The organism is Mobiluncus curtisii ATCC 43063 (assembly GCF_000196535.1).
Taxonomy (GTDB): domain Bacteria; phylum Actinomycetota; class Actinomycetes; order Actinomycetales; family Actinomycetaceae; genus Mobiluncus; species Mobiluncus curtisii.
Genome location: NC_014246.1, coordinates 631,719 through 646,532 on the forward strand (window position 1 = coordinate 631,719; position 14,814 = coordinate 646,532).

Below are 14,814 nucleotides of genomic sequence, written 5' to 3' on the forward strand. Positions count from 1 at the left end.
TCTGATTCATGGGCAACTACCCGGGAAAGGGTTTGTTTCGTTCATGGATACTGCAAAAATTCTCTATCCATCAAGAGCGTTAAGTTGCTTCTGGCAACTAATACTTTCAAAACAGGCTAACGAAAGACTAATTTGGGTTATGATTGTTCCAGATGACGAGGGAGTCAACTTGAGTCGAACAGCCAAATCAAAAAACACATCCTTGCAGTCCGCGGATCACGAAGTCCCCGGCATGCGAGCAGAGTCCTTACGTAATCACAATCTGCAACTGCTGACCTACCGAATCATTACCGGATCTGAAGTCATGTCAAGAGCCGACCTGGCACACGAAACAGGACTAAACCGCTCAACAGTAACCAGGCTCATAGAACATCTACTGGACTTCGGCATCATTAGGGAAGGCTCTACCCGTGTCGGACCTTCCGGCAGACCTTCCATCATGTTGACTCCAGCCAGACGTACTCACGGGGGCATAGGTGCCGAAGTCGGTCGAGATTACATCAGCGCCTGCGTGATGGATTTGCGCGGAAACATCATTGCCGAACAATTTGACCAAGTTGACGTACCCGCCTACTCGCCTCAAAGTACCCTTGGGAAACTTGCAACCATGGTGAACGAGTTAACTTCCCAAATACAACACTCGGGTTTGTCTCTGTGCGGGATTACTTGTGGATTTTCGGGAATTATTTCGTCCTCAACCAGTAACTTGCACATGTCACCTCATTTGGGATGGAGAAACATTGATTTGGAGAAACACTTCCGCTCGAAGCTCCATATCGAAGTACCGGTTGATTACCAGAACACAGCGAATCTTTCTGCGTTAGCAGAAAGTATCGCCCGACAAAAAACCGGTCATGAGCTCAGCGACTTTATTTTCATTTCACAAAATAGCGCAATCGGTTCTGCTCTAGTACTAGATGGAAAAGTTTCCTCCGGCTTGCATGGATGGGCTGGTGAAATTGCACACATCACAGTCAGCGATGAAGATAAGCCCTGCGATTGTGGAGCAGTGGGATGTTTGGACGCGTATATTGATAAAGCGAACCTTCTGGAACGAGCAGGCTTACCCGCAAATGCTCCGTGGGAACAACTATTTGCGAGCTTACACAAGGGCAACGCCCAAGTGACCGAAACAGTAAGGCTTTGTGGGAGATATCTGGGACGAGCTCTGTCCACCTACATAAACCTGGTTGATGTCACCACCATAGTCTTGGGCGGAGTACTGAAAAAATTACTTCCCTATTACGAAGACGCACTTCGCGATGAACTTACCCGTCGCGCGCTGTGCTCTAACTGGATGGAAATCGACTTACAAGAATCAATTGTTAAAGAAGGTTCTTCTTTGCAGGGTGCTGCTTGGAATTCTTTGTTGCGCTTCCTCAGTGCCCCAGAATCGTGGCAACGTCCTACTGATATTGCCCTGTCTTATTTCCCGGTTGATGAAACACCGACAACTTTCATCGACTGAGGAAAAGTTACCTCAAAATTGATTGTATAAATATCTTTGTCACTAATTATCATCTGGATAAAAACGGAGGGGAACCTGGACAGGCTCCCCTCCGGAAACAGAAGTGAATTTACTTCATCTTGGTGCCGACAGACCCCAGACGTTCGCAAGCCTCGACGACGCGCGCCGCCATTCCGGCTTCTGCAGCCTTGCCCCAAGAACGCGGGTCGTACTGCTTCTTAATGCCGACTTCACCGTCTACCTTCAGCACACCCTCGTAGTTCTTCAGCATGAAATCCGCGACCGGACGGGTGAAGGCGTACTGGGTATCGGTGTCAACGTTCATCTTAATGACGCCGTTGGCTACCGCGGTGGCGATTTCTTCAGCCGTGGAGCCGGAGCCACCGTGCATCACCAAGTCGAACGGACGGTTTCCGGCGTTAAAGTGAGCGCCGACTTCTTCCTGAATGGTGCCCAAGAGTTCAGGACGCAGCTTGACGTGACCCGGCTTGTACACGCCGTGGACGTTGCCGAAGGTCAAAGCGGTCAGGTATTGACCATTTTCACCCAAGCCCAGCGCCTCAACAGTCTTAATGCCATCCTCGGTGGTGGTGTAGAGCTTTTCGTTGATTTCCCCAACAACGCCATCTTCTTCGCCACCAACGACGCCGATTTCTACCTCCAGGATGGTCTTGGCTGCGGCAGCCTTCGGCAGCAGACGCTTTGCCACTTCGAGGTTCTTTTCCAGAGGAATGGAAGACCCATCAAACATGTGGGACTGATAGAACGGTAGACGACCAGCTTTAACTTCCTCAATTTCCAAGTCGATGAGGGCCTCAGTCCAAGACGAGAGCTTGTCTTCAGTGCAGTGGTCGGTGTGGATAGCCACGTTGACCGGGTAATTCTGAGCAACTTCACGGATGTAAGCGGCCATTGCCAGCGAACCTGCCACGCGATCCTTAATCGTCGAGCCAGACCAGTATTCCGCACCGCCCACGGACACCTGAATGATGCCGTCAGATTCGGCTTCAGCAAAACCACGCAGGGCAGCAGTCACAGTCTGCGAGGAAGTCACGTTGATTGCCGGGTAGGCAAACTTGTTTTCCTTGGCGCGCTTCAGCATTTCCTTATAAACTTCGGGGGTTGCAATGGCCACGATTATCTCCTTTTATGTAGCATCGAATTGTCATGTTGACGTGTTCTATTCTTGCACTTTTGCACACATTTTTCGCGTCTATTGCGGATTTCCCAGTCTGACCTAACCAAAGGGCGATACCGTGCTGTCGCTGCGAGCCCGGCACAAGGGGTGTCGGTAACGCCGTCTGTGGAGTTGACTCTAAATTGTCAGGACAGCCCCAGGTCAGATAAACCCAGCGCCGCAAAATAGGGGTAGCCAGCGGCTTCAATCTTTTCTTTCGCCCCGGTGGCACGGTCGACCACAACGGCGACTGCGAGGATTTCGGCTCCCGCAGCTTTCAGCGCTTGCGCAGCTTGGAGGGGGGAGCCACCGGTAGTCGAGGTATCTTCCAGGACGACTACCCGCTTGCCCGCCACGTCCGGGCCTTCAATCTGGCGTTTCATGCCGTGGTCTTTTGCTTCCTTACGTACCACGAAAGCATCTAAGCTTAAGCCTCGGGCCGCCGCCGCGTGCAGCATCGCCGTCGCGACCGGGTCAGCCCCCATTGTCAGCCCGCCGACGGCGTCGATTTCCGAGACTGGGAACCCATTTTCTTCCAGTAAATCCAGCATGACATGACCAATCAACGGGGCAGCCTCGTGATGCAGGGTGGCGCGACGCATATCGACATAAAAGTCGGATTCTTTCCCCGATGCGAGAGTGACTTTCCCGTGGACAACGGAGAGGGTTTTCACAAGTTCAGCGAGTTTCATCAGCTGTGGATCATTCTTTTTCACGCTTTAAGCATAAAGTGTAAAGCGTGGAAGAGAACAATAAACCGGTAGATGCTCCTCCAGCACTGGCAGATTATGCAGCGGGAGCGGTAGGGGTGGGACCTTGGCCGGCGAATCAGCCCATGCCAACCGACCCCCACTATGACCCGGAATTGTTGCGGGACGGTGATACTCGCAATGTACCTGACCGCTACCGCTATTGGCGGCAAGAAGCCATCCGCGACGAACTGGACCGATTATTACAATCTGGACCGGGGGAGCCTACGTTGGAAGTCGCAATTGAAAATGTGGGACACGATTTCAATACCGGCTCCATCATCCGTACCGCGAACGGTCTGGGTGTGCGTCACGTACACATCGTGGGCAGGCGGCGCTTTAACCGCCGCGGCGCCATGGTCACCGACCGTTATCTGCACCTGCACCACCACCCGGAGGTACAGGACCTGGTGTCGTATGCTGCCCAACAGGAACTCACGATAGTGGGAATGGATAATTTTCCCGGTGCGGAACCGTTGGAAACCGTGACACTGCCCTCGCGCACCCTAATGGTTTTCGGCGAAGAATCGCAGGGTCTGACCCCCGCTATGCAGAACGCATTGGAACGATTAGTACAGATTACACAGTACGGTTCGACACGGTCGCTGAACGTGGGGCACGCTGCCGCCATCAGTATCTGGGCGTGGCGGCGAGCTTATCCGCCACGCCCCACAAACTCTTAACCAGAGAAGTCAGAACCAAATGTCCGTACCGTCGAGTTTCAATGTTGCGCCAAGAGAGCAAGTTCACGAATCTGAGCGTTAAGGTCGGACCACAGTGCCCGATGCACCGGACCAAATTTTTGTGCTCCCAAGAATGCCCCCGCCACGCCGGCAGCGCGGTCCACCCAGATAAACGACCCCGACTGACCAAAGTGCCCGACGACCTCCGGAGGAAATGACGCCGGCAGATAGTGGGGCGACTTCACGCCGTGCAGTTCCACGCCCGTCGCCCAGAGATTGTCCTTTTGCGGCCCATAGCCCGGAAGCAATCCGCGCAATCCCGGATGCTGCGGTGCGCAAAATCTATCGAGGTCCTGCTCGGTAAATCCCAGCACTCCCGCTTCGGGGCAAAGCAGCTCCCCTGCCAGACGAGCCAAGTCAGTCACAGGACCGACCGCACCCCACGCCGGAGAATGCGACAAAATTGTACCGCTCATTCCAAGAGGCTCTAAAACTGCTTCCCGCACCCAGTCCGTCCACGATTTCCCCACGACCTTTTCCGCTATCGCCCCAGCCAGCTCGAAGTTGTAGTTCGAGTAGATTCGCTTAGTAAACGGCGCGATTGCGCGCGCATCGGGACGAGAAATCCCGAGCTGCACCCCCAGACGAGGTCGGTCTGGAGCAGTTTCTGGAGCGTCAAAAGGCAGTCCTGAACAGTGCGAAAGTAAGTCCACCAGATTCACCCCCGGCGCTACAGGGGAGCCGACCGGGGTGTTTAGAGACAACACGGGGGCGCGCTGAGATTGCCGCCAAAATGCCAACGCCACCAAGAATTTGGTGACTGACATCCAGGGAAATGACCGCTCCACCGCGGCGGGCGTGGATCCAGTGGTCCAAACATATACATCCCCGTTAGCCTGACGCGATAAGACCGCCAAAGCATAGGGAAAGTCAAAGCCCTGGCGCGCCGGCAGGTGCGCCAGAGTGAGGGAACCGAATGCGACACTCATAGGTCTTTACCAATCGGTACAGTTTAATGAATCCAGCCGGACTCCCGGTAGTGCAGTAACAGCTCCTCTTGGTGCTGTGGCAGGAACACCGAGATGAAATAACGTGCCAGTTCCTCAGAAGCATCAAAATCGCGGTCATAAAGCCAATGAATCAAGATGCCGTTAAAGACTGCAGCCTGAATCTCTGCCAAACGCAGCGGATCTTCCGTGGCGCTAACTTTTCCATCCTGCTGCAGGCGGGACCAAGCCCGCCTTAAAATGCTGAGCAAACGCGCGGAACGGCGCATGTAATGATCGTGCGCAGGATGGATTTCCGAGCAGGCTTCAACCATCATCATGCATTCCACTTCGATAATCATGGGATTTTCATTCAGCCGAGAAGTGACCTCTAACAGGGTATCTAATACCGGCAACGCATCTAGCTTCTCGAGGTTATCCAGGTCAAAACCGAGCTGTTTTTCGTAGCGCTGCACGACGCTCATTAGGAGCACCTCTTTGGAGGGAAAGTGATAGATAACCCCCGGATGCGAAATTCCCACATGACGAGCTACGTCGCGCAAAGACATACCGTGATAGCCGACTTCAGCGAGTAAATCGACAGCTGCGTCCAGAATTGCTTCCCGCCTCGCTAACCCCGATTGATAGGGACCACGCTCCCGCTTTTGCGCCACTGTGACCTCTCTCGCTGGTAGACCAACACCTAAAAACCTATTCCCAGCAAAAAGCCAGGAAACTCACACCTAATCATAACTTACCACTCGGTAAACTTCCACGTTTTGAGAAGCGTTCTCAGGAACATAAAACCACTCAAGGCGGCACGGAATTGTCTCCGCGCCGCCTTGAACAGGCAATTTACTGGATTATTGGGCGTTTTTTACCCTTAGCTCCAGTCGATATTGGTCTGACATTGGTCCTGTCAATTCACTCAAGTCTCCAGATTTTATTAAATCTGTGGGACTGAAATTGGGCATGTCCACGACCACGGTCGAACCGGGCGTAATGTCCCCCGCCAGCAGCTTTTCTGCCAGCTGGTCGCCAATCTCGCGTTGAATCAAGCGACGTAGCGGGCGCGCTCCGTAAGTCGGATCGTAGCCCGTGACCGCCAGCCAAGATCGCGCCGACTCGGTGACTTCGAGGGTCAACTGAGATTCCGCCAAGCGCGTGGTCAACTGGTGAATCTGGATGTCGACAATCTGTTCCAAATCCTCGGTAGACAGAGCCTCAAACATGATGGTTTCGTCCAAACGGTTTAAGAACTCCGGTTTGAATGCGGCACGCACTAAATCCAAAACTTGGCGATGCGCCTCTGCCGGATCAGCCTCACGATCAATCAGGAACTGAGACCCCAGGTTCGAGGTCAGCACCAGAATGACGTTGCGGAAATCAACCGTACGCCCTTGACCGTCAGTCAATCGACCGTCATCAAGCACCTGCAGCAAAATGTCGTAAACATCCGGATGCGCCTTTTCGACCTCATCGAGCAACACCACCCCATAAGGGCGCCGCCGCACCGCTTCGGTCAGCTGACCGCCTTCTTCGTATCCGACATAACCCGGAGGGGCACCAATCAGGCGCGCGACCGAGTGCTTCTCACCATATTCACTCATATCAATACGGGTCAAAGCCTTTTCATCATCAAACAGGAAATCAGCCAGAGCCTTCGCCAGCTCGGTCTTGCCTACCCCAGTCGGTCCCAGGAACAGGAAAGAGCCTGTCGGACGATTCGGGTCGGAGACTCCTGCACGCGCCCGACGCACCGCATTCGACACCGCGCGCACGGCATCCTTTTGCCCAATCAAGCGTTGCCCCAGGTATTCCTCCATGTGCAGCAGCTTTTCAGATTCGCCCCGGAGCAGCTTGCCCACCGGGATTCCAGTCCAAGAGGCGACTACTTCCGCAATCTCGGCAGCATCGACTTTCTCAGCAATCATGGGACCGTCTTGCGAGTCGCCAGCATCCGGATGACCAGGTTTTGTACTGTTTGTTCCAGAAATGGCGGAATCGGTGGGAGCGTGCCCCGCCGCACTCGACTGGTTCGAGGACTCGCCTTCCGCTGCCGTAATCTGGGCTTGAATCGCTGGAATTTCGCCATTTTGCAGACGTCCTGCGTCTTCCCAACGCCCCTCGCGCATGGCTTGCTCCAGAGCCGTATTCAGTTCGTCCAGCTTTACGCGCAGTTCGCCGACTCGGTTATGACCCGCCTTTTCGGCTTCCCACCGCAGGTTTAGCCGATCTAGCTGCGCCTGCTTTTCATCCAAACTGGCTTGCAGTTGCGCCACGCGCCCCTCGGTCGCCGGATCCTCCCGGTTCGGGTCGGAGGCGTTCAAATAGGACAACTCCATATTGACCCGCTCCACTTCTCGGCGCAGAGAGTCAATCTCCTCCGGCGAGGAATCCAGCTCCATCCGCAGCCTAGACGCCGCTTCGTCAATCAAATCGATAGCCTTATCTGGCAGCTGACGACCGGAAATATAACGGTTAGAAAGCTGTGCGGCAGCCACTAAAGCCCCGTCCGCAATAGTCACCTTGTGATGAGCCTCATATTTCGGAGCTATGCCACGCAAGATGGCGACGGTGTCCTCCACGCTGGGCTCCCCCACGAATACAGTTTGGAACCTCCGTTCCAAAGCCGGATCCTTTTCAATGTGCTCGCGGTACTCGTCCAAAGTCGTCGCCCCCACTAGACGCAGCTCTCCGCGCGCCAGCATGGGCTTCAGCATGTTTGAGGCGTCCATCGACCCGCCACTGGCTCCCGCCCCGACCACGGTGTGAAGCTCGTCAATGAAGGTCACCACTTCACCTTCAGCGTTCTTGATTTCTTCCAGCACTGCCTTCAGCCGTTCCTCGAACTGACCGCGATATTGCGCCCCCGCTACCATCGCTGCCAAATCAAGAGCAATGAGATGCTTGTGCTTGAGGGAATCGGGCACGTCTCCCGCTACGATACGTTGGGCTAGACCTTCTACCACGGCGGTCTTGCCCACGCCGGGCTCCCCAATCAACACCGGGTTATTCTTGGTGCGGCGACTCAGCACCTGAATGACCCGCCGGATTTCGCTGTCGCGCCCAATTACCGGGTCAAGGTTGCCATCCATAGCCCGCTGGGTCAGGTCATCGCCGTATTTTTCCAGGGCTTTAAACGTAGCTTCGGGGTTCGGGGAGGTCACTTTGGCGTCTCCGCGAATCTTTTTAATAGCTTGGCGCAGTTTTTTGTCGTTAGCTCCCGCATCGCGCAGAATCTTGCCGACTCTGCCCTCATTTTCAGCCAACCCCAACAGTAAGTGTTCGGTAGAGACATAATCATCCCCCCGCTCTTGCGCTTTCGCACCAGCTGCACTAATGACGTTTAGCATAGCTTGGGAAGGCTGCGGTTCCGCCACAGATTCACCGGTCGCCCCCGGTAAAGACGCCAGTTCACGGCGTACCTCCCGACCAATAGCGTCAGCATCAGCCACACTGCTGAGCACTTCGAAGGCAATTCCTTCACGGTCTTCCAGTAGCGCAGAAAGCAGGTGTATCGGTTCAAGCATGGCATTGCCAGCCGCCCCCGCGGTACGCAGTGCCGTTGCCAGAGCCTCCTGAGACTTAGTCGTAAATTTTTGATCCATAGATATCATTCCCTTCGCCTTTTCGGCACTTAGATAAACAGTATTTGCGGGCGGCGTATTCCGCGACACAAGGGTAAAAACCGATTTTCACCCTTTGCGTAATTTGGAAACAATTCAGCACCAGACAGTAATTCCTGGGAAACAGAACTACCCGGTTTCAGTTGCTGTGATTTAGAGTGCTCACGGGATTTCTTGACCCCACACCACCAGGGCGCTCGACTGAGAAGATGCCCCAAGGGGGAAGCCTATTGATTGTGTCTTTTCGGGTCGCTGCCCGCGATTAAGTTTCGTAACTTCACCGCTGGAGGAGGCGGCAAAGACCCGATTTTGCCGGTTTGCCGCCAGGGAGAGCGCCGCGTTTTCTGCTTCGAGTTCATCCACGCGGCGCTGCAAATCCATGATGCGCCGAATGCCCTCTAAGTTCACGCCCTCTCCCTGGGACAAACTCTGAACCTGGTGTAGTCGCGCCAAATCCCGCAGCGAATAGCGCCGTCCACCCCCACCGGTGCGTCGCGGCACCACCAGACCCAGCCGATCATATTGACGCAGGGTCTGGGGGTGGATGCTCATCATTTCGGCGGCCTGAGATACCCGAAACCGGGGCTTCACCCACACCTGTTGGGCTTCGACCTCGCTGAGCCCGGCAGTGCCGTGAGCCCCTCCGAATTCTTTGGTCAGAATGGTCTCCACCAGCCGCCGATTGTTGGAACACAACAGCGCCAGGGCCGCATTCATCTCATCGATTAGGCTCATGACATCTCCTAAAGCGCAACCTTCCGATCTAACTCGGCGCGCGGATTAGCGCTGCTGGTTGCCGCCGCGAAATCATCAACGGCTTTCTTGGCAGCCCGCGAGAGCTTCTGCGGGACGGCTACCTGCACGGTTAAGCGCAAGTTCCCGCGTCCTTTCTTGGTGTGCAAGCCGTATCCGGGAATCCGAATCTCCTCACCAGATTGTGTACCGCTCGGTACATTAACTTTCACGGTCGAACCATCCGGCAGCGGTACTTCAATAAGTGCCCCGTTGACGGCTTCCGCAAAAGTAATGGGCAGAGTGAACAGCAAATCCTTCCCATCCAACTGCAGGAAGGGGTGCGGAGAAACACTGCAGGTCACCACCAGGTTGCCCGGTTCGCCACCGTTTATGCCTGGCTTACCCTTACCCTTCAGGCGAATCTTTTGCCCGTCCCGAACCCCCGGAGGAATCCGCACGCTAATGACTTCACCGTGCAGCTTGAGCCGAATGGTGGCGCCGTTATACGCCTGTTTAAAGGTCAGTTTCGTGGAAGCCGTGAGGTCAGCACCGTCTTGGGCACGGAACGCGAACTTGCGCGCCCCCGCGGTGGATGCTCCGGCACCGTAACCTGGGTCAGCCGTGGGTCGGGCTCCTCCCGGAAAACGACCCGAAAAGCCTGGTCCAAATCCGGCGTAAGATGCACCCGGACCAGCTCCATCCGCACTATCCGCATAGCGGGTAAAAGTGTTGAGGATGTCGCTCAAATCCGGACCGGCACCACCGTAAGTGCTACCACCAGCGCCGTAACCGCCAGAGAACATTGCCGAAAACACGTCCTCAAAATCGGAGGCAGAACCGTGGCGGGACCCCCCAGCCTGAAACCGAGGACCGCCAGAGACCATCGCTCGCAAGGCATCGTACTTCTGACGCTGTTCGGAATCGGAGAGAACCGAGTAAGCCTCGCCAATCTCTTTAAACTTTTCCTCAGCCGCTTTATCGCCGGGATTCTGGTCCGGGTGATACTGACGCGCTAACTTGCGATAGGCCTTTTTCAGGTCTTTATCCGTCACGTCCTTTGAGACTCCCAGGACGGCGTAATAATCCTTATCAATCCAATCATTGGTGCCCATCGCTTACCCCCTTTCCATTTCTTGATTCACGATTCATGCCTCTGAAGTTTGGTCGGCAGAGGGACTTTTCTCAACTCCCACCACCACCATGGCAGCGCGCAGAACCCGTTCTCCCATCAGGTAGCCCGGCTGCGCCACCGCGTCGATGATATGTTCGCCACCGTCATCTGCACCCGGAGCCATTTGAATGGCCTGGTGCAGATTCGGATCGAAGGTGTCGCCGACCTTTCCGTAACGCTTGACTTTAAACCGCGTCTGCAAAGTGGACTCCAATTTGGTAGCCACCGCGCCAAACGGACCCTCCAAGTCTCCGTGCTGACGAGCCAAATCAATGTCGTCCAACACTCCCATCAGGGCATCAACCACCGAGGCGACCCCCGCTTCTTGCTGCTGGGGGATTTCCGCCTTGGTGCGTTTGGCGTAGTTGCTGTACTCCTGTTGGAGGTTATACAAATCCGCCCGCGCCCGCGCCAAGTCATCCTTGGCGCGATCGAGGTCTTGGTTTAGCGTCGCGATACGGTCCTCTTGGGCATGAGCCAACTCGCCGGTCAGCTCATCCGCTTCATCCGCGGCGGGCTGTCCACCCGCCTGAGCCGCGCCCCCGTTTTCGTGACCAGCAGAGTCACCGGGGGAAACATGGCTGTGTGAGGAATGCTCCGCCGCGGAGTCGGCATTTTTGCCGTTCTTGGAGCCAGACTTGGCTTTGACCTCAGTCTCTGCGGAATTCTGTGTCGCGCTGGCCTTTTCGGCTTCATGGGCAGCGGCTTCATCGAATTCTTTCTGAGCTTCGGCGTACGCCTTGCGGGCCTCTTGACTGAGTTTGTCCTCGCTCACTTGTTATCACCCTCATCGTCTTCATCAATGACTTCGGCGTCGATAACGTCGTCATCATCGGTGGAGGCGGTGTTAGGTTCCGCAGCAGCACCGTCCGCCGGCGCCGACTCGTTTTCCTGCGCGTGGGCGTACAGAGCCTGTCCAATGGCTTGGGCCTTTTCCTCCAGTTCGCTCATCGCAGTCTTGATAGCTTCGATGTCTTCACCTTCGTTAGCCTTCTTAAGGTGTTCCAAAGATTCCTTCACCGGAGCCACCACGTCCTCAGGCAGCTTTTCAGCGTTGTCCTTCAGCAGTTTCTCGATACGGTAAACGGCCTGTTCAGCACCATTACGCACCTCAGCTTCGTCACGACGCTGCTTGTCTTCCGCAGAGTGCGCCTCGGCTTCCTTAATCATGCGGTCAATTTCGTCCTTCGGAAGGGAAGATCCGCCGGTGATGGTCATGGACTGCTCCTGACCAGTGCCGCGGTCCTTTGCCGAAACGTGCACGATACCGTTAGCGTCGATGTCAAAAGTGACTTCGATTTGCGGCAGTCCGCGTGGCGCAGGAGCGATTCCGGTCAGTTCGAAAGTGCCCAGCGGCTTGTTGTCGCGAGCGAACTGACGTTCCCCTTGGTAGACCTGAATCAGCACGGAAGGCTGATTGTCCTCGGCGGTCGAAAAGACCTCGGAGTGCTTCGTCGGGATAGCCGTGTTGCGCTCAATCAGCGGGGTCATAATGCCACCCTTGGTTTCAATACCCAAGCTCAAAGGGGTCACGTCAATGAGCAGAACGTCCTTGCGGTCGCCTTCAATGACGCCCGCCTGGAGAGCTGCCCCCACTGCCACGACCTCATCGGGATTCACGCCCTTATTCGGCTCGCGACCGCCAGTCAGCTCCTTGACCAGCTCGGTTACGGCAGGCATCCGGGTGGAACCACCGACCAACACCACGTGGTCAATTTCGCTGAGTTTAATGCCGGCGTCCTTGATAACCGCGTTGAACGGAGTCTTGCAGCGGTTGAGCAGGTCTGCGGTCATTTCTTCAAACTTTGCGCGCGTGAGCTTCTCGTCCAGGTGAATCGGTCCATTTTCGCTCATGGACAGGTACTGCAGGTTAATGTTCGTGCTCATTGCGCTGGACAGTTCCTTCTTGGCCTGCTCAGCAGCATCGCGCAGACGCTGCAGTGCGATTTTGTCCTTGGACAAATCCACGCCGTCCTTCGTCTTTACCTGGTCAACCAACCAATCAACGATGCGCTGATCCCAGTCGTCACCGCCCAGTTTGTTGTCGCCATTGGTGGCGCGCACCTGAATGGTGGAAAATCCGTCGTCGTCCTTACCAACTTCCAGCAGGGACACGTCGAACGTACCGCCGCCCAGGTCAAAGACCAGAATCAGCTCGTCCTCTTTACCTTTTTCCAGCCCGTAAGCCAGCGCCGCAGCGGTCGGCTCGTTGATGATACGCAGTACCTTCAAGCCCGCAATCTTGCCAGCTTCCTGAGTCGCGGTACGCTGCGAATCGTTGAAATATGCCGGAACTGTAATGACGGCAGATTCCACGCTTTCACCCAGGTAGGCTTCGGCGTCCTGCTTGAGTTTGCCCAGGATGCGAGCCGAGATTTCCTGCGGAGTGTATTGCTTGTCGTCGATGTCAATCTTCCAGTCGGTGCCCATGTGGCGCTTTACCGATGAAATGGTGCGGTCCACGTTCGTGACCGCCTGGCGCTTGGCAACTTCACCTACCAAGACTTCGCCTGTCTTTGAGAACGCCACCACGGAAGGTGTGGTACGCATTCCCTCCGCGTTAGCGATAATCGTAGGTTCACCACCTTCCAAAACTGCCAGAGCCGAGTTTGTGGTTCCCAAGTCGATGCCTACTGCTTTTGCCATTGTGTTTCTCCCCTTTTTGTGTGTTCGTATTCTTTAAATTTCAAACCCAAGAACAGCAATCTTGAGTTCTAACGACTCAAGTTTATCTCAGGCAATTTTCCTTGTCTACCCGAGGCTGTAAAACTTGAGTCTATCTAACTCAACTTATCTAGGCGCGGATTTATTCCCGAAAAAGAAAACCAAAACGAAAACTGGCGCAGCGGACTCGTGAAATCAAACCCAGAAAGGGCAAAGCGCCCGGAAAGTAACCCGGACGCCTTGCCCCGAAAGGAGAACATCATGAAGAAAAAAGAATCTGACCCGACCCCGCCTCGCTAGGCGACGAAACCCTGGTTAGCCACCGTGCGAGAACTAAGAATCCCCACAATACCCGAAGCAGGAACATTAAAGGGAGGGAGCCCTACCAGCCTGTTTACCGCGTCAGCCAACGTTCCGGAGTTAAACGCCCGCGCATTGGCGTCTGCCCGATTCACATTGCTGGGGGCGACAATCTTGGGAAAAGCAGGAACATTATCGTAGGCACTGCGACCAGCCGTGGAAGCCACCGCCACTGCAAACATCTGAGGCGTCTGCAGCTTATCTGTGCCACCGAGTTGCTCACTCATTTTCATCCCATCCTTGGATTGCCATAATCTCTGACCCCAAGACACCGTTGCCGGTGACCTTGGCGACAACCGTAACTATCGGTTGGTTTTCGACTTCATTAGGTTCTTTCCAGATTTTTTCGTCCAGAGTTGGGTTTGAGCTGGCATTTAGTGTTCAAAAGGGGTATTTGTCAGGACAAAAGATTGTTTTGGGGTGATTCCCCGCCGCAGCCGCGCGATGTCAAAAATCCCTCGAAAACCGCCACAATCCCGCCAGAAAGCCAACCACAAGGCATGAAACAGGTAAACTTTGAGGGTGGCTGAAAAGGAAAAGTCCTCAGGAACATTGGTAATCGGCTTGGGTCGTTTCGGATCCGCGGTCGCGATGACGCTGAATTCTTTGGACCGCGAAATTCTGGCTGTTGAAAATGACCCGGCACAAGTCGAGCGTTTTTCCCCGCTCTTTCCCGTGGTAGAAGCCGACGCAACCCGGCTGGACGCGATGGAACAGTTGGGTGCCAAAGATTTTTCATCCACCGTGGTGGGTGTGGGCGCTCTGGAAGCATCGGTGCTGATTACCGCTAACTTGGTCGACTTGGGGATGGAACAGATTTGGGCCAAAGCCATCAGTCGAGAACAGGGCAAAATCCTGCGTCGTATTGGCGCCCACCATGTCATTTACCCAGAATTTGATGCCGGAAGGCGCACCGCGCACCTGGTTGACGGCAGAATGCTGGACTACGTAGAGATGGACCGCGAAGGCTTCTCGATCGTTAAGATGCGCCCCCCGGCAGAAATTCAAGGATTCACCCTGTTGGAATCCGATGTGCGCCGTCGCTACGGGGTCAACATCCTAGGTGTTATCTCACCCGGACAGCACTTTGAATACGCCGGACCTGACACCGTGGTGGCAGCTAATGACCTGATTATCGTGTCAGGAGACGGAAAGCTGCTCGAAGATTTTGCTAATCGCCCCTGAGTGAAAG

At 55.0% G+C, this 14,814-nt stretch carries 13 protein-coding genes; 3 read left to right on the forward strand and 10 right to left on the reverse strand.

What is annotated here, in order from left to right:
• The first annotated feature begins 43 nt into the window (after positions 1–43).
• A complete protein-coding gene (locus HMPREF0573_RS02655) occupies positions 44–1,468 on the forward strand; it encodes an ROK family protein (protein WP_236589759.1) in 1,425 nt (474 codons plus the stop codon).
• Positions 1,469–1,577: 109 nt separating this feature from the next.
• On the opposite strand, the gene fbaA is transcribed toward HMPREF0573_RS02655, so the two are convergent.
• Together fbaA and pyrE are read right to left on the reverse strand one after the other, a co-directional pair.
• On the reverse strand, positions 1,578–2,603 hold the full coding sequence (gene fbaA / locus HMPREF0573_RS02660) for a class II fructose-bisphosphate aldolase (protein ID WP_004007974.1): 1,026 nt from the start codon (positions 2,601–2,603) through the stop codon (positions 1,578–1,580).
• A 188-nt stretch (positions 2,604–2,791) separates the two neighbouring features.
• Positions 2,792–3,337 (reverse strand): orotate phosphoribosyltransferase, encoded by a 546-nt coding sequence (gene pyrE, locus HMPREF0573_RS02665; RefSeq protein ID WP_049776691.1) that lies wholly within the window; start codon positions 3,335–3,337, stop codon positions 2,792–2,794.
• Between the two features lie 47 nt (positions 3,338–3,384).
• Between pyrE and HMPREF0573_RS02670 the strand changes: the two genes are divergently transcribed.
• Positions 3,385–4,077, forward strand: a complete 693-nt coding sequence (locus HMPREF0573_RS02670) for a TrmH family RNA methyltransferase (RefSeq protein WP_004007972.1) — start codon at positions 3,385–3,387, stop codon at positions 4,075–4,077.
• A gap of 38 nt (positions 4,078–4,115) precedes the next feature.
• Here HMPREF0573_RS02670 and HMPREF0573_RS02675 read toward each other — a convergent pair whose 3' ends face one another.
• From HMPREF0573_RS02675 to HMPREF0573_RS02710, 8 genes are all read right to left on the reverse strand, one after another.
• Positions 4,116–5,066, reverse strand: a complete 951-nt coding sequence (locus HMPREF0573_RS02675; RefSeq protein ID WP_013188818.1) for a serine hydrolase domain-containing protein — start codon at positions 5,064–5,066, stop codon at positions 4,116–4,118.
• Positions 5,067–5,089: 23 nt separating this feature from the next.
• Positions 5,090–5,737, reverse strand: coding sequence for a TetR/AcrR family transcriptional regulator (locus HMPREF0573_RS02680; RefSeq protein ID WP_004011500.1), 648 nt, complete (start codon positions 5,735–5,737; stop codon positions 5,090–5,092).
• Positions 5,738–5,926: 189 nt separating this feature from the next.
• Positions 5,927–8,674: an ATP-dependent Clp protease ATP-binding subunit gene (locus HMPREF0573_RS02685; protein WP_041797904.1), complete on the reverse strand. Its 2,748-nt coding sequence runs from the start codon at positions 8,672–8,674 to the stop codon at positions 5,927–5,929.
• Positions 8,675–8,854: 180 nt separating this feature from the next.
• Positions 8,855–9,427 (reverse strand): heat shock protein transcriptional repressor HspR, encoded by a 573-nt coding sequence (locus HMPREF0573_RS02690; RefSeq protein ID WP_004007967.1) that lies wholly within the window; start codon positions 9,425–9,427, stop codon positions 8,855–8,857.
• A gap of 8 nt (positions 9,428–9,435) precedes the next feature.
• Positions 9,436–10,539 (reverse strand): DnaJ C-terminal domain-containing protein, encoded by a 1,104-nt coding sequence (locus HMPREF0573_RS02695; RefSeq protein ID WP_004007966.1) that lies wholly within the window; start codon positions 10,537–10,539, stop codon positions 9,436–9,438.
• Between the two features lie 33 nt (positions 10,540–10,572).
• Complete coding sequence (locus tag HMPREF0573_RS02700; protein WP_004007965.1) at positions 10,573–11,373, reverse strand: nucleotide exchange factor GrpE; 801 nt, start codon at positions 11,371–11,373, stop codon at positions 10,573–10,575.
• Positions 11,370–13,244 carry a molecular chaperone DnaK gene (gene dnaK / locus HMPREF0573_RS02705; protein WP_013188820.1) on the reverse strand — a complete coding sequence of 625 codons (1,875 nt, stop codon included), beginning with the start codon at positions 13,242–13,244 and terminating at the stop codon, positions 11,370–11,372. Before dnaK ends, HMPREF0573_RS02700 begins: the two co-directional genes overlap by 4 nt.
• Positions 13,245–13,558: 314 nt before the next feature.
• Positions 13,559–13,849: a hypothetical protein gene (locus HMPREF0573_RS02710; protein ID WP_231294071.1), complete on the reverse strand. Its 291-nt coding sequence runs from the start codon at positions 13,847–13,849 to the stop codon at positions 13,559–13,561.
• Positions 13,850–14,144: 295 nt separating this feature from the next.
• Between HMPREF0573_RS02710 and HMPREF0573_RS02715 the strand changes: the two genes are divergently transcribed.
• Entirely contained in the window at positions 14,145–14,807 is a 663-nt protein-coding gene (locus tag HMPREF0573_RS02715; RefSeq protein ID WP_004007960.1) for a potassium channel family protein, read from the forward strand.
• Positions 14,808–14,814 lie beyond the last annotated feature (7 nt).